Raw genomic sequence first — 17,803 nt, forward strand, 5'->3', positions numbered from 1 at the left:
GGCACGGCATGCCGTGCCCGGACACATGCCGGGCTGGAGCCCGGCGATCCCAGGTCGCGCCCGTTTCTGGTATCCTTCTCCGGATCACCGCAGGCCCAATCACTCTTTTGAGGGGACAACATGCGCCGATATTTCGGAACGGCAGCCTTCGTCGTCGCGTTGCTCTGCGCGCTGACACTGGTCAGCTCCGCACAGCAGCCCAGGGGCGGCTACGGCAACGCCGACGCCATCACGCAGGATGAACTCAAGCAGTACGACTACTTTCTCGCCTCCGACCAGCTCGAGGGCCGAAACGTGCCCTCGCGCGGTTACGACATCGCGGCGCTTTTCATTGCGAGCCGGTTGATGGAATGGGGCGTGAAGCCCGCCGGCAGCGCCACCGGCACCAACGGTCCGCTGCAGGCCTATCTCATGCCGATCGAGCTGGTCAGCAATCAACTCGACGCCTCTGCGATGAAGTTGACGCTGACGATGCCCGCCGCGCCAGCAGGCCGCGGAGGCGGCGGCGCCGCTGGTCCGCGCGCCCTTGAATACGCGAAGGAATGGACACTTGGCGCGGGCGGCGGCGGCCGTGGCGGCGCACCGGCGGAACCCGCCGACATCAATGGCGCACCCTTGGTGTTTGTCGGACACGGCTACGTCATCAACAAGACGAACACGAACCCATACAAGGGTCTCGATGTGAAGGGCAAGATCATGATCGTCGCCGGCGTTCCCACCGAGCTCGTGGCCGCACGTAATGCCGCGGCCGCCGGCGGGCGAGGCGGTGGCGGCGGGCGCGGAGCGGCAGCGCCCAATCCGCTCGGCGTCGAAAACACGGACTTTACGACGCCACAGACGTACGCCGCGAAGAACGGCGCGAAGGGGATCGTCATGATTCCCACGTTCCAGCAGCTCGCGGCGATGGCCGCTCCGGCCACAGGCCGCGGAGCCGGTCCGAACGGCCCTCCATATCAGGTTGTCCAGTTCCAGGCCGCGCGGCCGGCGGCGGTCCCGGTCATCACGGCAGGCGCCGCGCTCACCAATGCCCTCTTCCAGGGCGAGAAACTCAACGGCGCACAAGTGTTCGAGGGGGGCGCGACCGCGGCCAAGCTCGATTCCTTCGACCTCAACGCCGCAAAGAAGCTCTCGCTGCACGTGGATGTCACGAGCCTCAAGGGCTGGACCGAGAATGTGATTGGCATGGTCGAGGGCAGTGACCCGGTGCTCAAGAACGAGTACGTCGTGATGAGCGCGCATCTCGATCACAACGGCGTGGCCGCCCCCAACGAGGCGGGCGACTCGGTCTTCAACGGCGCCGATGATGACGGATCGGGCAGCGCCGCGCTGATGGCCATCGCGCGCGTCTACGCGCAGGGCGCCGCCCACGGCATCCGCCCCAAGCGGACGATGATCTTCCTGTGGGTGTCCGGCGAGGAGAAGGGCCTGTGGGGGTCGCAGTACTTCAACCGGTTCCCGCCGGTCGACATCACGAAAGTCGTGGCCGACCTCAACATGGACATGATCGGCCGCAGCAAGACCCCCGGGTACGTCGACCCGACGGCGTACAAGCTCGCCGATCCGGGCGAGCTCTTCGTCGTCGGTCCGAACATCAGCAGCGACGAGCTCGGCAAGATCGTCGACGGCGTGGCAACCAAGTTCGGCAAGCTGAAGCTTAACCACTTCTACGACACGACCGCGCCGGACGCGACGCACGACAACCTGGGACCGCAGCCGAATGGTCAGCGGATCTTCTACCGCAGTGACCACTACAACTTCGCGAAGTGCGGGATCCCGATTGTCTTCTATACGACCGGCCTGCACGTGGACTATCACCGCGTCACGGATAGTCCCGAGAAACTCGACTATTCGTTGATGCAGACGGTGGCGAAGAACGTCGCAGCCGTAGGCTGGACGCTGGCCAATTCGGCAACCAGGCCCAAGCTGAACACCAAGCTGCCCGATCAGCTGGTCACGGACATGAAGGCCGCGAAGGATGCCGGGTGGGGCAAGCTGACGCCCGTGAGGCCTCCGCTGCCAGGAATGCCGTTCTAGCCTGACTCTGCCCGCTTCGGCGGCGCCGACGACCCTCCGGGTCGTGGCGCTGCCGGGCCGGCGGGCTTCGGCGCCCCTTCGCTCTCCTTTCCACGTGATTCGGAACGTTCCCTCTTCCCTCCCGCCGGTCGCCCGACAACCACACCCAGACTTTCGGCGTCTGAAGTAGTGGCGCACGGTCACGGGCGCACTTCCGCGCATGTGCCATTCATGAAGGGAGAGTAGTTATGAGAGCCCCCACAGTCGTTCTTGTCCTCGGCCTCGCATTTGCCCCGGCCCTCGCCCACGCCCAGGGAGAAGGACAGGGACCGCGTATGTGTCCGGCTCATTCGGGTTCGCGCGCCTGGCACCGTCGGCCACGCTGATGTTCAACGGAGGCACGGGCCAGGGGCAACTCGCGACCATTCCCACCCTTGGCACCGACGTCACTGGTCAGATTGTCGCGCTCGGACTGTATACGCCTCCGGCCACCGAAACGCACCCGTTAATGGGCCTTGGCGGAGGCGTGTCGATCGCCCTCGCACCGAGGCTCAGTCTGGATGTGGCGTACCGGTATTCGCGGGTGTTCGCCACGACCCCCATCAACGTCAGCGGCGTGAATGTCGGCTTCGGACTCCATTTCTAACCGGCTGGGCGCAGGCGCTCCAAGCGCCTGCGCCTCCTTCTTCAGGCCGCACCCTACACATCGTCAACTCCGGCGCCACGAATCACATTCTTATCATCGCAGTGTCACATCCGTGTCACGTTCGCCGGTCGACCGGATCGTCTCACTCAATAGGTGCGGACGAAGACACGTGGAACACGGCGGGCAGCCCCCAGTGCCCTCCTCGCCGAGCAGGTTGACGCGCCCTGGACGGCGAGGACCGAAGCGACGCGCGCCGATGAGAATGATGATTCGGAGGTTTCAGATGAACAAGGTACTAAGCGCAACGGTATTGTGTCTGGGCGTGCTCTTACTCGGCGCGCCGTCGACGGCGTTCGCCATGGATCCTTCTACGGCGAAGATCCCCTTCCCCTTCATCGTCGGCGACACGGTGCTGCCGGCCGGCGACTACCGGGTGTCCGAAGCGAGCGGGATGACCAACGTGGTGCACATCATCAGCACGGACGGCCGCGTGGGGGCGTTTGCAATGGTCGAGGCGGTCTCCCCCCTTGACCCGGCGGTGCCGTCAGCAAGTGAATTCACGTTCAAGAAGGTCGGAGGCGAGCACTACCTGGCAAGTGTGACGGTAGCAGGTGAGGAGAGCGTGGAATTCGTTCTTCCGCGGCACCTGATCGCAGACCAAACGACGAAGCCGTCGTCCCCAGACGAACGTCGCCCCCAGTAACGTGGCGGAGGTTGCACTCAGCAGGTGCCATCGGTCAGCGACCAGCCGCCGCGGAACGCCACGGCGTTCGGCCGCTGACCGATGGCGGGCGATCCGGTAAAGTGTGGTATCGCCGGAGTCGCTGGACAAGGCCTCCGGCCTGCTGGAGGCACTGATGGCACCATCGTCTTCTCATCAACCTGTTACCGCCGCGGGTCTTCCCAAACCCATCGGGCCCTATTCGCCCGGCGTCCTCTTCGACGGCCTGGTGTTCGTCTCGGGACAGGGCGCGACCGACCCTGCCACCGGAAAACCCGCCGGCCTCGACATCGAAACGCAGACCGAACAGGTCTTCCGGAACATCCGCGCGATTCTCGAGGCGGCGGGCACGGACCTGTCGCACGTCCTTCGCTGCGGCGTGTTCCTGGTCGACATGCGCGACTTCGAGGCGATGAACACCGTCTACGCGAAGGTCTTCGGCGACCACCGGCCCGCTCGAACAACCGTCCAGGTGGCGGCGCTCCCCCACCCCTGGCTGCGCGTGGAGATCGACGCGGTCGCCTACGTGCCGTAGCGTTTAACGGCCAGGGGACGGGTACAAGCTGGTCCTCACGCGGCCTCTTTGCCCCGGCTGATGAACCTGTGGAACTGGAAGACGACTGCCCGCTTCCGCGAAGGCTGCCGCCAGCAAGAACGCCGGAGTGCGCCACGGTTCGGATAGCGTCGCTCCTATCTCGCGAGGGCGATCGCAATGACAACGGCCCTTTGCGTACCCTTCCAGGAGTCGGTGGTGTCGAAGGCCTCTGCCCGCGCGTGCGCGTCCGTGCCGTGGCCACCGCCGCCGATCGTGATGGCCGAGATTCCGAGGCTCATCGGGACGTTCGAGTCGGTCGAACCCTGGCTCCACTCCACCGAGAAGCCGAACGCCCTGGTCACCGACGCGGCAGCCGTGACGGCGTAGTCGGTCGCCGGGGTGGCTCCCGGAGGCCTGATGCCGACGCTCTTCTTCTCCACGGTGATGGTGCCGTTGCCCCAACGCTTGTTTTCGGCCGCAGCGGCGGCGTCCGCGGCGGCAAGAAACGTCGCGTGCAGCGAATCGAGCGAGGCCTTGTCATGCGAACGCATGTCGACTTCGGCCCAGGCTTCTGACGGGATGGAGTTGACCGATGTCCCGCCGCCGATACGTCCCACGTTGAAAGTGGTCTTCGGCTCTTTCGCCACCTGGAACTCGGAAACCGCAGCAATCGCCCGGCCAAGGGCGTGAATCGGATTCACCAGGCCGAACGCCCCGTAGCTGTGTCCGCCGGGGCCTCTGTAGGTGAGGCGGTACCGGAAGCTGCCCACGCCCACATTGGTCATGCCCAGGCCGCCCCCGTCGACGGAGACGAAACGGTCGATTGTGCCCTTGAGTGTGTCGTTGAAGAGCGCCCTGGTGCCACGCAGGTCGCCGAGGCCTTCCTCACCGACGTTCGCCACAAAGGTGATGGAGCCTTCGGTGACCACCTTCGCCTCGTTCAACGCGCGGATCACGCCGATCAGGACCGCGAGGCCGCGGCAGTCGTCGCCGATGCCGGGGCCCTTCAGCCACGTTCCGTCCTTCGTCACGTGCACGTTCGTCCCGACCGGGAACACCGTGTCGAGATGAGCGGCGAAGACGAGATGTGGTTTCGGACCCTTGCCGGGGCGATCGCCGAGGACATTGCCGGTGGCGTCGATCCGGACGTTCCTCAGACCGAGCTTCGTGAAGATGGTCTTGAATTCGAGTCCGCGCATTTCCTCGCCGAACGACGGCGCGGGGATCTCGCAGATGCGCGCCTGCTCGGCGAGGATTTCAGGTTCATTGATCTTCACTCGTGCGAGCGCCGCCACGACCGTCTTGTCGGCCATGAGGAGCACGCCGATGTCGTTGGCCTGGGCGGCAACCAAGGCTGGAACGAGCAGAACGAGAGCGAGCGTGAGCGTGAGCGTGAGAGATGTAGGTGTTTTCATGTGGATGTTATGACCTTTGCGGCGATCGAGGCTCCTGACTCTGATTACAGATGACGTAGCATACGGCGTCTGGCCGCTGGGCCGCACGAATTAAGCCACGAGTGCGGCGCCGGAATCGGCCGTCAGACGAGACGCAGATCCGGGATGTCGCGAAAGTCCTCACCGTTCAGCGTCCAGATGGCTGCGCCGTTGGCGATCGCGCACGCGGCCACCGCGAGATCGATTTCACGCCCACGCGCCCGCGGCACCTGTTTGTAGAGACGAGCCGCCACCGCCGCTTCCGCGGCGCCGAAAGCCACGGCGCTGTCAGAGGGAAACAGCTCTTCTTGTGCGGTGAGTTCGGCCCGCAGCCGTGGGCCGCGGAGCCATTCGTACAGGGCGATCGTCGACAGCGTCAGGCGGTGCCCCTGGTCGGTCAGCCGGATCAGCGTGTCCAGCGAGCGGCGCGACCCGGTGAGGGCATCGACGAGCGCCGATGTGTCCACGTGCACGATCATGCGGAACGATGCCGGCGTCCACCGGCGCGTCGCGCGGATCGAATGGCCCGCAGTTCCGCGTCGACGCGGCTCACGGGCCGCGTGGGCCCCGCGTCGCGGAGACGCTCCAGCACTCCCATCAGGTGGAGCCGCTCACGCTCGCTCAGCCGGTCCGTCCGGGTGGCGTAATCCGCCACCGCGTCGCGGACGACATGGCTTTGCGCCTTTCGGAGCCTTGCAGCCGTGAGCCGAATCTGCGCGACGGTCGCATCGTCGAGCGAGAAAGTGACTCGTGACATAACGATTACATAATACCATAATGAAGGCCCGCCCACCAATCGCCCGGAGCATCCGCGACCACCGGCCCGCCCGCCCCGCCGTGCAGGTGGCGGCCCTTCCCCACCCGCGGCTGCGCGTCGAGATCGACGCGATCGCCTGCGTGCCGTAGCAGCCCGGGGGACAGAGACAGCCTGGGAACGCGTGCACGCCTCTCCTCAATAGGCCTTCGTCTGAGGATCCGCCGCCGGTGCGGTATACTTCTGGCGTTAAGCGATCAGTACGACCATGATGCCGACCACACCACATGTCACAGACGAACGCCACGTGGATCGCACCGCATGGTCCGTCCTCCCTTTGGATTCCGGCGACTCGGACCTCGAGTACTGGTTGTCGCGAACGCCTCAGGAACGGCTCGCGGCGCTCGAGCAGGTGAGGCAGACCGTCTATGGCTACGCCCTCACTCCCGTCAGACTTCAGAGAGTTCTTGAGATCGCTGAACGGCCACGGCGTTAAATACCTTGTGGTCGGCGGCTACGCCGTCGGCTACTACGGCTATCCTCGGGCCACAGCCGACATCGATCTCTGGGTCGCAATCCACCCCGACAACGCCAGCCGCCTGGTGGAGGCCGTTCGGGCCTTCGGCTTCGACCGGCCCGAGCTGACAGAGGCGTTGCTGATGAAGCCCGATCAGATCATCAGAATGGGCGTCCCGCCCTTCCGGATCGAACTCATGACCACGATCAGCGGTGTGCACTTCGACCAGTGCTATGCAGCCCGAACCGTGGCTGAACTGGAAGATGTGACGGTTTCGCTGATCAGCCTGGAGCACCTGAAAGCCAACAAGCGCTCAGCGGGACGCTTCAAGGACCTCGACGACCTCGAACATCTGCCGTAGACATCTTCTGAAGCCCGCGTGCCCAGTCCAGGCCGCCGGCGAGGATCCAGAGTTTCGCGTCTGGCACGTGTACCGGTTGAGACGCACACCCGTCCTCGACGTGGCCCCTTCGATTCAGCCAATCTTCAGACGCCACGGATAAGATCGAACGCGTTCGCCCCCGCGTGCCCGCCCCGGTGGAGGATTCAATGCGCCCGCGTCGCCGTCTCGGTACCCTCACGCTGCTCCTGCTGATCGGTGCATCCGCGTTGTCGTACGCACAGTCGGCGCAGTACGTGCTCAGCCGCACGATGAACGACACAAGCGGCATCAATGCCCTGCCCGCCAACAATTTCGACGCATCAGGGGAATGGTCGCGCGCCAACTCTGACCAGCGGCACCGGTTCGACCTTGTCGGATCACTCAAGCCTGGCCCCTGGATGACACTCGGCATCAACGTCTCGCTGCGGTCCGGATCTCCGTACACGCTGACCCTCGGCCGGGACGTCTACAACACCGGGACCACCAACGCGCGTCCCGCCGGCGTGCCGCGCAACAGCCTGCAGGGCCCCGGGGCGGCCAGGCTCGACCTTCGCTGGTCGCGCGAGTTCGTGCTGAATCAGACGAAGAAGGACGAGAGTCCGAAACTCACCGTCGGTGTCGACGCATTCAACGTTCTGAATCGCGTCAACTACAACGGGTACATCGGCAACATGCTGTCGCCGTTCTTCGGGCGGCCACTCTCTGCCCAGGCCCCGCGACGCCTTCAGTTGTCACTGCGATTCGAGATGTAGCTCCCCGCATGGCTCGCTGATGACTGGCGGCTCGCAGACGGGGCCGGGTCATCTGTCGCGCACCCGCAAGAACTGGTCGGTCGCCACTTTCCCGGTGGTGTACACTCAACCTCGTCATGCCTCACGCGGATTTCGAACACGAGCGTTTTGCCGTCGTCCTCTTCTACGGCATCGTGCTGCTGATCGGTTACCTCGCCTTCCGGGTCATCTCGCCCTTCCTCGTGCCGCTGGCGTGGGCGGCGACCTTCGCGATGGTGTTGAACCCCGTCAACAGGCGCCTGACCCCGCGCGTCGGCAGGACATGGGCGGCGCTCATAACCACGATCGCCACGTTCCTGGCAATCGTCGTCCCAGCCCTCATCGTCGGCACGATGCTCGTTCACGAGGTGTCGAACCAGATCCAGAGCGCCAGCGCGGCAGACATGGCCACGACGACGCCGGCGCGGATTCAGCAGGCCTGGGATCTGTTGCGCAACCAAATGCCGTTTCTGCATCTGCCGGCCGATCCGACGACGGACGCGCAGGAGGCGGTCCGATCCGCCGCGGCCTACGCGGCCGGCCGAGCCGCGTCGATCGTGACCGACATCGCGAGTTTCGTGCTCCAGTTGTTCATCATGCTGTTCGGCCTCTTCTACTTCCTGCGGGACAGCGCACCGATGGTCAACCTGATTCGCGAGATGCTGCCGTTCGACGCGGAACGACGGGACCGGATCGTCGGTGAGACGCACGACCTGGTGGTGGCCACGGTCGGCGCGACGTTTGCTGTCGCGATCGCTCAGGGCACGATTCTGGGGTTCACGATGGGTCTGCTGGGATTTTCGGCGCCGGTGTTCTGGGGCGTGATGACGTCGTTTACATCACTCCTTCCGGTCGTGGGTGCCGGCGTGATCTGGGCCCCTGCCGCCGTCTGGCTGTTCCTGAGCGGCGACATCTGGCGCGGCGTCATTCTCGTCGCCGTGGGGGTCGGCGTGGTCGGAACCATCGACAACGTGCTCCGTCAGGTGCTCTTGACGGGCCGCACGACGATGCATGGGTTGCTGGTGTTTGTCAGTCTGCTGGGCGGCGTCGCGGCCTTCGGGTTTATTGGCCTCGTGATCGGCCCCGTCGTCATGGCCGCTATGGCGACGCTGCTCGAGGCCATGCTGAAACCGAAACGCGCTCGGACGAAGACCCCATGATGCGTGGTTCGGCCGTGGTCGGCTGTCTGGCCGCGATAGCGGTTGCCGCCCAATCGTGCGGGGCGGCTCCCCTGCCCGTACTCACGGTCTACGCGGCCTCGAGCCTGACGCAGGCCGTCGATGAGATTGCGCCGATCTTCGCCGCCGCATCGGGTGTGCGCGTGCGCGCATCGTACGCGGCGACGTCGACACTGGCCCGGCAAATAGAGTCGGGAGCCGAAGCCGACGTCTTCATCTCGGCCGACGAGCGCTGGATGGACTATCTCGTGAGCCGATCGCGGATCGTGACCGACACGCGCATCACGATCCTCGGCAACCGGCTGGTGCTGATCGTGCCGTCCGATGGCCCCGTGTCGGTGGCGTTGACGCCGGGATTCGATCTGGCTGGCCTCCTTGGCCGGGGACGGCTCGCGACCGGCGATCCCGCTCATGTGCCGGTCGGCCGGTACGCGCGCCAGGCGTTGACCGCGCTCGGGGTGTGGGGCGTGGCGCAGCCGAAGCTGGCGCCGGCCGAATCCGAGCGAGCCGCGCTGGCTCTGGTCGAGCGGGGCGAGGTGCCGGCCGGCATCGTGTACGAAAGTGATGCGCTCGGCTCGACCCGGGTCCACATCGCCGGTGTCTTTCCGGCTGCGAGCCACGAACCGATCGCGTACGTTGCCGCCATCATCGCAGGGCGCGATGGGCCGGTGGCCCGGCAGTTTCTGGCATTCCTCACGTCACCCGCGGCCGACGCGGTGTTCGTCAGGAATCACTTTGTCGTTCGATAGTCCGAGATGCCGACTCCGGTTGAATACGAGGCGCTGTGGCTGAGCCTGAAGGTGGCGACCGCTGCCACGGTCTTCAGTCTTCCGATCGCGATGCTCGCCGCGTGGCTGCTGGCGCGCAGGTCGTTCTGGGGCCGATCGGCGCTCGACGCCGTGGTCCATGCGCCGCTGGTGCTTCCGCCGGTGGTGGTCGGATACCTGCTGCTCATCGGCCTGGGATCGCGCGGATCAATCGGCATGTGGCTCGATCAGACGCTCGGCATCAGGCTCGTCTTCACGACCGGCGGCGCGGTCGTGGCTGCGGCGGTGATGGCGTTTCCCCTGATGGTCCGGGCCATCCGCCTGTCGCTCGACGCGGTGGACAGCGGACTGGAGTGGGCGGCTCGCACGCTGGGCGCCACGAGGTTCGATGCGTTCATGTCGATCACCGTGCCCTTGATGCTGCCCGGCATCGTCTCCGGCTGCATCGTCGCGTTTGCCGCGAGTCTCGGCGAGTTCGGCGCCACCATCACGTTTGCCTCGAACATCGAGGGCGAGACGCGTACGCTGCCGCTGGCCATCTATACAGCCATCCAGACGCCCGATGGTGATCGCGTGGCGCTGCGCCTGGTGATGCTGTCGCTGATACTGGCGGTCGGAGCCCTGGCGCTCGCCGAAGGGGCCGACCGCCGGGTCCGGCGGATGGTGGGGCGTCCATGATCGCCGTCGCCGTCCGCAAGCAAGTCGGCACGTTCCTGCTGGACGTGGCGTTCACCGCGCCTGCAAGCGGTATCACCGCCCTGTTCGGCCGAAGCGGTGCCGGCAAGACCACCATCATTAGTCTCATCGCGGGCATCACGGCGCCAGACGCGGGACGGATCGCGATCGCCGATCAGGTGTTCTACGACGCCGGCTCACGGGTCGGGCTGCCGCCCGAACAGCGGCGAGTGGGCGTCGTCTTCCAGGACAGCCGCCTGTTTCCCCACCTGAGCGTTGAAGGCAATCTGCGCTACGGGCTGCGGCGGGCACACGCGGCCGGCTCTCCGGTCGCCTTCGACGCGGTCGTGGACGTGCTCGGTGTCGGCCACCTTCTCGCCCGTCGACCGCAGACGCTGTCCGGGGGCGAACGCCAGCGGGTCGCGCTTGGCCGCGCCTGGCTCGCGCAACCGCGACTGTTGTTGATGGACGAGCCGCTCGCATCGCTCGATGCGCCTCGCAAGGCGGAAATCCTGTCGTACATCGAACGACTGCGCGACGAGTTCCGGTTGCCGATGATCTACGTGAGCCATTCCCTCGACGAGGTCATCCGCCTCGCCGATCATCTGCTTGTTGTCTCCGACGGCCGCATCGCCGCCAGCGGTCCGCTCGCCGAAGTCGTCTCCCGGCTCGATCTGCAGCCGCTGCTCGGCCGATTCGAGGCTGGCGCCGTGATCGACTGCACGGTTGAGGCTCACGACGATCACTACCTGCTGACGACGCTGCACTTTGACACCGGCCACCTGCGCGTGCCGCTGGTGGATCGCCTTGTCGGGACCCGCGTGCGCGTCCGGCTGCGGGCGCGGGACATCGGCATTGCGATCTCCGAGCCCCGGGATCTCAGCATCACCAACCGGCTGGCAGGCACGATCACCGGCTTTGCCGTCCGCGACGGCGTCTTCGTGGACGTCACCATCGCGATCGGCGCGACGACGATCCGGGCGCTGGTGTCGCGGGAATCGCGGGACCGTCTGGGGTTGGCCGTCGGCCAGCGCGTCTGGGCGCTCATCAAGACGGTGGCGCTGGACAACCGCAGCCTCGGGTTTCTCCGTCCGCCCCGGGATATGATGAAGCGGTCGTGACGATTCGTGTGTGTGGTCCCGCCTCGTGCGCCCTCGCGCTGCTCCTCCTCGCGCCGGCGGCGCAGGCCCAGAACCTCAAGCCCGCGTCCCCCTACACCGTCGTCAGCCGTGAGGGACGCCGGGTGATTCAGGCCGCCATCTCGGGCGAGCAGGACATGCTGCGGGTCGACGACCTCGCGTCGGTGTTCCAGTTGAGCGTGCGCGAGGATCGCGGCAACAACGCTCTGACCATCACGCGCGGCAGCCGGACCGTGGTGCTGTCGCTCGACCAGGGTCTCGCGTCGATTGGCGGCCGGCTGGTGTCGCTCGCCGCGCCTCCGGCCCGCGATGGCGGACGCTGGACCGTGCCGGCCGACTTCGTGTCGCGCGCGTTGTCGCTCATTGCCGATGTGCGAATCGAGCTGCGCCGTTCGTCCAGGCTGATCGTCGTGGGCGAGGTTCGCGTCCCGAGGATCATCGCGCGGCTGGAGCAGGTCGGTTCCGCCACGCGCGTGACGCTGGATGCGACGCCGGCGACGACCTCCGCGGTCTCTCAGGAACCGCGCCGGCTGCTCGTCAGGTTCGACGCCGATGTGCTCGACGCGGCGGGGACCTCGGTCGCCGGCCAGGGACTGGTCGAATCGATCACGATCGCGGATCCGACCACCGTCGTGATCTCACTGGCGCCAGGTTTCGGAACGTTCCGGTCATCGGCGGTGCCGCTTGATGCCGCCTCGTCGCGTGTCGTCGTGGACGTGTTGCCCGCAGGCGCTCCGGCGCAGGTGCTTGCGCCGCCCGGCTCGACGCCGCAGTCCGGTGCGCCGCGCCCCGAACCGCTGCCGTCCCTGGCTCAGATGTCATCGCCGTCGATTCGCACGATCGCGCTCGATCCGGGACACGGCGGTGCCGAAAGCGGAGCACGCGGGATCAATGGGGCGATGGAAAAGGACATCACGCTCGATGTGGCGCGCAGGCTCAAGGCGGCGCTCGAGGCCCGGCTCGGGATCCGCGTGCTCCTGACTCGCGATGACGACCGCCTCGTGCCGCTCGACGATCGGGCGTCCATCGCCAACAACAACAAGGCCGATTTGCTGGTCAGCATTCACGTCAGCGCGTCACCGCGTCGCGACGCACGGGGCGCAGAGGTCTTCTACCTGAGCCTGGACGGCCTGGGCGCTGAGGCCCGCCGGATGGCCGAACATCCCCAGGGGAAGGCGCTGCCCACCCTCGGGGGCGGCTCCCGGAACATCGAGCTGATTCCCTGGGAAACGGCCCAAGCCCAGCACCTGGCCGAGTCGGCCGTGCTGGCCGGCTTCATCGAGGAAGAGTTGCGGAAGTCGATCGAGATGAGTCCGCGAGCGCTGCAGCAGGCCCCGCTTCGCGTGCTGGTCGGCGCGAACATGCCCGCGGTGCTGGTGGAGATCGGCATGATGTCGAACCCAGATCAGGAAGCGGCACTCATCACCGACGGGTACAAGAATCAGGTGGTGCAGGCGATGTACGACGCGATTGTCCGGTATCGCGCCCGGCTGACCGGCGCCCGCGAGGAGCGGCGCTAGATCATGACCACCCGAGCACGATGGATCGTCGGAGCGGCATTGGCGGCGGCGCTGGTTGGCGTCGGATCGTGGATGCTGGTCCGCTCCATCGTCGGCCGCACGCCGGCCGTGAGCACCAATTCCGCGGTCACCGCCGGCACCGCCGTTCCCGGGGAGCGCCGCATCAAGGTGACGCTGTTCTACGTCGCCGAAGATGGGCTCCGCCTGTCGCCGGTCGAACGCGATGTCCCCTTCGCCGAAGGGCCAGGCGAGCAGGCAAGGCGCATCATCGAGGCCCAGCTGGCGCCGCCCCCGGCCCCGCTGCTGGCCGCGATCCCGAACGGCACGACGCTGCGCGGCCTCTACGTCACCGAACGGGGAGAGGCCTTCGTCGATTTCGATGACGCGATCCGATCCGCCCACCCGGGCGGATCGCTCTACGAGCTGTTCACCGTCTACTCAATCGTGTCGGCGCTGACCGTGAATCTGCCGGCCATCACGTCGGTGCAGATCCTGGTCGACGGTCACGAAGTCGACACGCTGGCAGGACACGTCGATCTGCGGCGGCCGCTGCCGCGCTCGGCTCTCTGGCTCGAACCGCCGCCTGTCGCGGCGGCGCGGTGACACGGGGAACGCACACGGATTCCGGATAAAGGACAGCCATGACCAGAACAGACGGGCGCGCGGCCGACCAGCTTCGCGCGATTACCATCACGCCGAACTTCATCATCCATCCCGAAGGATCCGTCCTCATCGAAACGGGTCTGACGCGCGTCATCTGCACCGCGAGCGTCGAAGACCGCGTGCCGCCGTTCCTGCGCAACTCGGGCAAAGGCTGGGTGACCGCCGAGTACGGCATGCTGCCGCGGGCGACCACGACCCGGAACACGCGTGAGGCGTCGTCGGGGAAGGTCGGCGGCCGCACACAGGAGATCCAGCGGCTGGTCGGGCGATCGCTCCGATCGGTGATGCGGCTCGAAGATCTCGGCGAACGGACGATCTGGATCGACTGCGACGTCATTCAGGCGGATGGAGGCACCCGGACCGCCGCGATCAGCGGGAGTTTCGTCGCGCTGACGCTGGCGCTGCAGAAGCTGGTCCGCCAGGGCGTGCTGCCGCGCCTGCCGGTGCGGCACCACGTGGCCGCGACCAGCGTCGGCATCGTCGGCGGCGAGGCCCTGCTCGACCTGGCGTACGACGAAGACTCGAGGGCGGATGTGGACATGAATGTCGTCAAGACATCCGACGGCCGGTATATCGAAATCCAGGGCACCGCCGAAACGACGCCGTTCGGACGCGAACGCCTGACCGAGTTGCTCGATCTCGCCGATGCGGGCATCGCGCGCCTCGTCGAGATTCAACGCGACATCGTCGGCACGTTGGGATAAGGCGTGCGCCTGCTGGTTGCCACGTCAAACCGCAACAAGCTGCGGGAAATCCGCGGGATCTTCGAAGGCGCGCCCGTCGCGCTCGATGGCCTCGATGCGTTCGAGCCCGTCGCCGAGCCCAAAGAGACAGGCCGCACGTTCGCGGACAACGGCAGGCAGAAGGCGATCTACTATTCGATGCGCCTCGGCGTGGTTGCCGTCGCGGAAGACTCTGGCCTGGAGATCGACGGCCTCGGCGGCGCACCGGGCGTGTACTCTGCCAGGTACGGCGGCGCTGAGGCGGAGACGTACCCGGAGAAGTTTGCGCTGATCTACCGGCAACTGCGCGAGCGCCGCGCGCTCGGCTGCACGGCCAGGTTCGTGTGCGCGCTGGCGGTTGCGGACGGTTCGCGCATCGTGTTCGAGGCCCGTGGCACGATCGAGGGTCGGATCGCCGGCGCCCCGAGTGGGGAAGGTGGATTTGGCTACGACCCGATCTTTTCCTATCCACCCTTGGGACGAACTCTGGCCGAACTGACCGAGACCGAGAAAGCCGCAGTCAGCCACAGGGGCATCGCGTTTCGCCGGATGCGGGAGTTCCTGGAGGCGCGCGCGTGGTCACTGGGAGAGCGATAGTGGGTGCAGACAACCCCGCGCCCGCGGGATCGCGCGTTGATGTGTGGCTCGACGTCGCCTGCCTGTTCAGGACCCGATCGGAGGCGCAGCGTGCCATCGACGGCGGCAAGGTCGAGGTCAACGGCCAGAATACGAAACCTCACAGGCTCGTTCACCCCGGCGACCAGTTGCGGATCACGCGCCCGGCCGGAAGACGGCAAATGGTGCTCGTGAAGAGCGTCGCCGAGAAGCACGTGCCGAAAGCCGAGGCGCGCCTCCTGTATGAGGACCGCACGCCGCCGCCCACGCCAGAGGAACTGGCGGCCAGGGAACTGGAGCGCCATTTCCGGGCCGCCCAGCCGCGCACCGCGCGTCGCCGCCCGGATCGCCGCGAACAGCGGCGGCTCAGAAGTGTCAAAGAGGGAGACGCGTAGGGGCGCGATTCATCCGCCTTCGCGTAAAGCTCCGGCGGACCGCCGTAGCCTTGGCGGAGGGGGTCGCGCCCGCCACGGCGGAGTGAAACGCAGGGTCAGGTTCTGGACCTTGCCGTACTCGATGCCGCCATGACGTGCTCGGCGAGCGCTTCTTCGAAGTCGATGGCCCGAGCCGCCGGCAGCGTGTCCGGATCCACGTTTGGAATCGGATGCCGTGACGCAATCGTGGCCAGCACGTCGAGCGCCGTCTGCAAGTGCTCGCGGGTGTGAATCGGCGTGACGCTCGTGCGAATCAAGGCGTGGCCCGGCGGCACCGCCGGATAAATGGCCGGGGTGGCGAAGAGCCCAAGTTCGAAGGCCTCCTGACAGACGCGGAGCGCCAGTGTCTCGGAGCCGATAAAGAGCGGGACAATCGGCGTCGAGCTGCCGAGCGTGTGGTAGCCGATCTTCTCGACACCCGCCTTGAAAAACGCCACGTTGTCCCACAGCCTGACGTACAGCGATTCGTCGCGCTGCATGACACGCAAGGCCGCCAGCGCAGAGGCCGTCGAGGCCGGCGGGAGTCCGGCCGAAAAGATGAGCGTCCGGGTCTTGTGCCTCAGGTAGTTGACCACCGCCGCATCGGCCGCGATAAAGCCTCCGAGGCTCGCGAACGACTTGCTGAAGGTCCCGAAGAACACGTCGACGTCGGCCATCACGCCCTGGCTCCACGGCGTGCCCCGCCCCTGGTGTCCCAGCACGCCCAATCCATGGGCGTCATCAACGTACAACTTGAATCCGAACTTCCGTTTGAGCGCCACGAGGCCGCGCAGATCCGCCACCCGCCCCGTCATCGAAAACACGCCATCGGTCAATACGAGCGCGTGCGACCAGTTCTGCTGTTTCTGAAGCTGTCGCTCCAGATCGGCGAGGTTCTCGAACACGCGGACGCGGCGGCTTCGCGCCATGCGCGCGCCGTCAATCAGGCTGGCATGGTTCTCCACCGCCGTAAAGAGCACCGCATCGGGGGCGCTCCCCAGCAACCCGACCACGCCAAGATTCGCGAGGAAACCCGACGAAAACACCAGCGCCGCCGGTTTCTCGAGGAACGTTGCGAGCTCGGCCTCGAGCGTCTCGTGCAGATCGAGATTGCCATTGAGGAACCGGGACCCGGTGCAGCCGGTGCCGTACCGGTCAATCGCGTCGTGAGCCGCCTTGACGACGTCGGGGTGATGCGTGAGCCCCAGGTAGTTGTTGGAGCCGAGCATCACGAGCTGCCTGCCGTCGACGGTGACGACGGGGCCTTCCGACGACGAAAGCGCCCTGAAGAACGGATAGACTCCGGCGGCTTTCACCAGATCCGGGTCGTGGTATGTGTAGCAAGCCTCAAAAATGTCCATCAATCTGCTTCCTATGCCGTTCGTGCCGCCCCCGGGCCGAAGCATCTATGATAGTGTCTCTGGCATCAAAAACGATAGCAAGACTTCGCCACATGAAGCGTGGCCGATCCGGCCGACCTGGCAATCCACTTTCGGGAGTATACGATGAATTCGCCGACCGGCCGCAAGAGGGTCCTCGTCACAGGGGCCGGAAGCGGCATCGGCCGGGCCGTTGCCGTCCGGCTGACTGACGCCGGCTATGACGTGATCGGCACGGTTCGCGATGCAGAACGGGCCCGCGCCCTGACCGCCGAAGCGGCTGCCGCCGCCCGGCCGATGCGGTTTCTGCCGCTCGATCTGTCGTCAGCATCCTCGATCGCCGAACTGCTGGCGGAGATCGAGGCAACAGGCGGGCTTGACATCGTCGTGAACAACGCAGGAAACGGGGTGTTCGGGGCCATCGAGGAGATTGATGCGACGCTGGTCGCCCGGCAGTTTGCGGTGAATGTCTTCGGACCGCTGGAGCTCACGCGGCGCCTCCTCCCCGGTCTGAGAGCGCGCAAGGGGCAGGTGATCTGGATCGGGTCGCTCGCCGGCCGAATCAGCCTGCCGTTTCAGGCCCACTACTCGGCCACCAAGTCTGCCATCTCCTCGCTGAGCGATGCCCTGCGCATGGAACTGCGCCCCCACGGCGTTCGCGTCACCTGCGTCGAGCCAGGCGACTTCGCCACCGGATTCACCGGCGCACGACAGGTGGTCGCCGTCGCCTCGTCTCCCTACGCGCCACAGCATGAACGGTGCCTGGCGGCGGTGGAAACCCAGGAACGGGAAGCGCCGTCCCCCGAGAGCGTCGCCAGCCTGGTGGAACGATTGTGCCGTATGCCCAACCCGCCAGCCACTGTCCCGGTCGGCAAGAATGCGCGGACGCTCTGCCTCCTGCTCCGGCTGCTGCCAGACCGGCTCAGGGAGTTCATCGTGCGAAAGACGTACGCTCAGTGAA

The 17,803-nt window shown here is 66.3% G+C and carries 21 protein-coding genes; 17 read left to right on the forward strand and 4 right to left on the reverse strand.

Translation table 11 applies throughout. The features are described from left to right. The first annotated feature begins 120 nt into the window (after nucleotides 1-120). The 4 genes from NTV05_01940 (at nucleotide 121) to NTV05_01955 (ending at nucleotide 3,915) form a co-directional block, all read left to right on the forward strand. Nucleotides 121-2,034, forward strand: coding sequence for a M28 family peptidase (locus NTV05_01940; GenBank protein ID MCX6543156.1), 1,914 nt, complete (start codon nucleotides 121-123; stop codon nucleotides 2,032-2,034). Between the two features lie 316 nt (nucleotides 2,035-2,350). After that, nucleotides 2,351-2,659, forward strand: coding sequence for a hypothetical protein (locus tag NTV05_01945; protein ID MCX6543157.1), 309 nt, complete (start codon nucleotides 2,351-2,353; stop codon nucleotides 2,657-2,659). Nucleotides 2,660-2,942: 283 nt separating this feature from the next. Next, nucleotides 2,943-3,362 (forward strand): hypothetical protein, encoded by a 420-nt coding sequence (locus tag NTV05_01950; GenBank protein MCX6543158.1) that lies wholly within the window; start codon nucleotides 2,943-2,945, stop codon nucleotides 3,360-3,362. Nucleotides 3,363-3,516: 154 nt separating this feature from the next. Beyond that, nucleotides 3,517-3,915, forward strand: coding sequence for a Rid family detoxifying hydrolase (locus NTV05_01955; protein ID MCX6543159.1), 399 nt, complete (start codon nucleotides 3,517-3,519; stop codon nucleotides 3,913-3,915). Nucleotides 3,916-4,070: 155 nt separating this feature from the next. Here NTV05_01955 and NTV05_01960 read toward each other — a convergent pair whose 3' ends face one another. The 3 genes from NTV05_01960 to NTV05_01970 form a co-directional block, all read right to left on the reverse strand. After that, nucleotides 4,071-5,330: a M20/M25/M40 family metallo-hydrolase gene (locus NTV05_01960; protein ID MCX6543160.1), complete on the reverse strand. Its 1,260-nt coding sequence runs from the start codon at nucleotides 5,328-5,330 to the stop codon at nucleotides 4,071-4,073. Between the two features lie 122 nt (nucleotides 5,331-5,452). Next, a complete protein-coding gene (locus NTV05_01965; GenBank protein ID MCX6543161.1) occupies nucleotides 5,453-5,827 on the reverse strand; it encodes a PIN domain-containing protein in 375 nt (124 codons plus the stop codon). Continuing rightward, the gene (locus NTV05_01970) at nucleotides 5,824-6,105 is read right to left on the reverse strand and encodes a ribbon-helix-helix protein, CopG family (GenBank protein ID MCX6543162.1); all 282 of its coding nucleotides are present in this window, start codon (nucleotides 6,103-6,105) and stop codon (nucleotides 5,824-5,826) included. The genes NTV05_01965 and NTV05_01970 overlap by 4 nt, the downstream gene beginning before the upstream one ends. 20 nt (nucleotides 6,106-6,125) lie before the next feature. On the opposite strand from NTV05_01970, the gene NTV05_01975 reads away from it, so the two are divergent. From NTV05_01975 to NTV05_02030, 12 genes are all read left to right on the forward strand, one after another. Further along, complete coding sequence (locus NTV05_01975; protein MCX6543163.1) at nucleotides 6,126-6,254, forward strand: RidA family protein; 129 nt, start codon at nucleotides 6,126-6,128, stop codon at nucleotides 6,252-6,254. A 276-nt stretch (nucleotides 6,255-6,530) separates the two neighbouring features. Then, nucleotides 6,531-6,980: a nucleotidyltransferase gene (locus NTV05_01980; GenBank protein ID MCX6543164.1), complete on the forward strand. Its 450-nt coding sequence runs from the start codon at nucleotides 6,531-6,533 to the stop codon at nucleotides 6,978-6,980. 188 nt (nucleotides 6,981-7,168) lie between these two features. Beyond that, nucleotides 7,169-7,753, forward strand: a complete 585-nt coding sequence (locus NTV05_01985; GenBank protein ID MCX6543165.1) for a hypothetical protein — start codon at nucleotides 7,169-7,171, stop codon at nucleotides 7,751-7,753. A gap of 116 nt (nucleotides 7,754-7,869) precedes the next feature. Then, nucleotides 7,870-8,931, forward strand: coding sequence for an AI-2E family transporter (locus NTV05_01990; GenBank protein ID MCX6543166.1), 1,062 nt, complete (start codon nucleotides 7,870-7,872; stop codon nucleotides 8,929-8,931). Beyond that, nucleotides 8,931-9,698 (forward strand): molybdate ABC transporter substrate-binding protein, encoded by a 768-nt coding sequence (gene modA, locus NTV05_01995; protein ID MCX6543167.1) that lies wholly within the window; start codon nucleotides 8,931-8,933, stop codon nucleotides 9,696-9,698. The genes NTV05_01990 and modA overlap by 1 nt, the downstream gene beginning before the upstream one ends. Nucleotides 9,699-9,704: 6 nt before the next feature. Beyond that, nucleotides 9,705-10,394, forward strand: a complete 690-nt coding sequence (modB, locus tag NTV05_02000; protein ID MCX6543168.1) for a molybdate ABC transporter permease subunit — start codon at nucleotides 9,705-9,707, stop codon at nucleotides 10,392-10,394. After that, nucleotides 10,391-11,512 (forward strand): molybdenum ABC transporter ATP-binding protein, encoded by a 1,122-nt coding sequence (modC, locus tag NTV05_02005; protein MCX6543169.1) that lies wholly within the window; start codon nucleotides 10,391-10,393, stop codon nucleotides 11,510-11,512. The genes modB and modC overlap by 4 nt, the downstream gene beginning before the upstream one ends. Further along, the gene (locus tag NTV05_02010; GenBank protein ID MCX6543170.1) at nucleotides 11,509-13,050 is read left to right on the forward strand and encodes an N-acetylmuramoyl-L-alanine amidase; all 1,542 of its coding nucleotides are present in this window, start codon (nucleotides 11,509-11,511) and stop codon (nucleotides 13,048-13,050) included. Before modC ends, NTV05_02010 begins: the two co-directional genes overlap by 4 nt. A 3-nt stretch (nucleotides 13,051-13,053) precedes the next feature. After that, complete coding sequence (locus NTV05_02015) at nucleotides 13,054-13,653, forward strand: GerMN domain-containing protein (protein MCX6543171.1); 600 nt, start codon at nucleotides 13,054-13,056, stop codon at nucleotides 13,651-13,653. A gap of 38 nt (nucleotides 13,654-13,691) precedes the next feature. Then, the gene (gene rph / locus NTV05_02020) at nucleotides 13,692-14,417 is read left to right on the forward strand and encodes a ribonuclease PH (GenBank protein MCX6543172.1); all 726 of its coding nucleotides are present in this window, start codon (nucleotides 13,692-13,694) and stop codon (nucleotides 14,415-14,417) included. A gap of 3 nt (nucleotides 14,418-14,420) precedes the next feature. After that, entirely contained in the window at nucleotides 14,421-15,032 is a 612-nt protein-coding gene (locus NTV05_02025; protein ID MCX6543173.1) for a non-canonical purine NTP pyrophosphatase, read from the forward strand. Further along, nucleotides 15,032-15,445 (forward strand): RNA-binding S4 domain-containing protein, encoded by a 414-nt coding sequence (locus NTV05_02030; GenBank protein MCX6543174.1) that lies wholly within the window; start codon nucleotides 15,032-15,034, stop codon nucleotides 15,443-15,445. Before NTV05_02025 ends, NTV05_02030 begins: the two co-directional genes overlap by 1 nt. Before the next feature lie 95 nt (nucleotides 15,446-15,540). Here NTV05_02030 and NTV05_02035 read toward each other — a convergent pair whose 3' ends face one another. Continuing rightward, the gene (locus tag NTV05_02035; GenBank protein MCX6543175.1) at nucleotides 15,541-16,824 is read right to left on the reverse strand and encodes a pyridoxal phosphate-dependent aminotransferase family protein; all 1,284 of its coding nucleotides are present in this window, start codon (nucleotides 16,822-16,824) and stop codon (nucleotides 15,541-15,543) included. Nucleotides 16,825-16,968: 144 nt separating this feature from the next. On the opposite strand from NTV05_02035, the gene NTV05_02040 reads away from it, so the two are divergent. Next, nucleotides 16,969-17,802, forward strand: a complete 834-nt coding sequence (locus NTV05_02040) for an SDR family oxidoreductase (protein MCX6543176.1) — start codon at nucleotides 16,969-16,971, stop codon at nucleotides 17,800-17,802. Nucleotide 17,803 lies beyond the last annotated feature (1 nt).

Source organism: Acidobacteriota bacterium, from assembly GCA_026393755.1.
Classification (GTDB): Bacteria; Acidobacteriota; Vicinamibacteria; order Vicinamibacterales; family JAKQTR01; genus JBAXOX01.

Excerpts from the sequence above, each read along its gene's own strand:
- NTV05_01940 (MCX6543156.1), top strand. The coding sequence starts at position 121 with ATGCGCCGATATTTCGGAACGGCAGCCTTCGTCGTCGCGTTGCTCTGC.
- NTV05_01950 (MCX6543158.1), top strand. The coding sequence starts at position 2,943 with ATGAACAAGGTACTAAGCGCAACGGTATTGTGTCTGGGCGTGCTCTTA.
- NTV05_01955 (MCX6543159.1), top strand. The coding sequence starts at position 3,517 with ATGGCACCATCGTCTTCTCATCAACCTGTTACCGCCGCGGGTCTTCCC.
- NTV05_01960 (MCX6543160.1), bottom strand. The coding sequence starts at position 5,330 with ATGAAAACACCTACATCTCTCACGCTCACGCTCACGCTCGCTCTCGTT.
- NTV05_01965 (MCX6543161.1), bottom strand. The coding sequence starts at position 5,827 with ATGATCGTGCACGTGGACACATCGGCGCTCGTCGATGCCCTCACCGGG.
- NTV05_01970 (MCX6543162.1), bottom strand. The coding sequence starts at position 6,105 with ATGTCACGAGTCACTTTCTCGCTCGACGATGCGACCGTCGCGCAGATT.
- NTV05_01975 (MCX6543163.1), top strand. The coding sequence starts at position 6,126 with ATGAAGGCCCGCCCACCAATCGCCCGGAGCATCCGCGACCACCGGCCC.
- NTV05_01980 (MCX6543164.1), top strand. The coding sequence starts at position 6,531 with ATGGCTACGCCCTCACTCCCGTCAGACTTCAGAGAGTTCTTGAGATCG.
- NTV05_01985 (MCX6543165.1), top strand. The coding sequence starts at position 7,169 with ATGCGCCCGCGTCGCCGTCTCGGTACCCTCACGCTGCTCCTGCTGATC.
- NTV05_01990 (MCX6543166.1), top strand. The coding sequence starts at position 7,870 with ATGCCTCACGCGGATTTCGAACACGAGCGTTTTGCCGTCGTCCTCTTC.
- modA (MCX6543167.1), top strand. The coding sequence starts at position 8,931 with ATGCGTGGTTCGGCCGTGGTCGGCTGTCTGGCCGCGATAGCGGTTGCC.
- modB (MCX6543168.1), top strand. The coding sequence starts at position 9,705 with ATGCCGACTCCGGTTGAATACGAGGCGCTGTGGCTGAGCCTGAAGGTG.
- modC (MCX6543169.1), top strand. The coding sequence starts at position 10,391 with ATGATCGCCGTCGCCGTCCGCAAGCAAGTCGGCACGTTCCTGCTGGAC.
- NTV05_02015 (MCX6543171.1), top strand. The coding sequence starts at position 13,054 with ATGACCACCCGAGCACGATGGATCGTCGGAGCGGCATTGGCGGCGGCG.
- rph (MCX6543172.1), top strand. The coding sequence starts at position 13,692 with ATGACCAGAACAGACGGGCGCGCGGCCGACCAGCTTCGCGCGATTACC.
- NTV05_02035 (MCX6543175.1), bottom strand. The coding sequence starts at position 16,824 with ATGGACATTTTTGAGGCTTGCTACACATACCACGACCCGGATCTGGTG.
- NTV05_02040 (MCX6543176.1), top strand. The coding sequence starts at position 16,969 with ATGAATTCGCCGACCGGCCGCAAGAGGGTCCTCGTCACAGGGGCCGGA.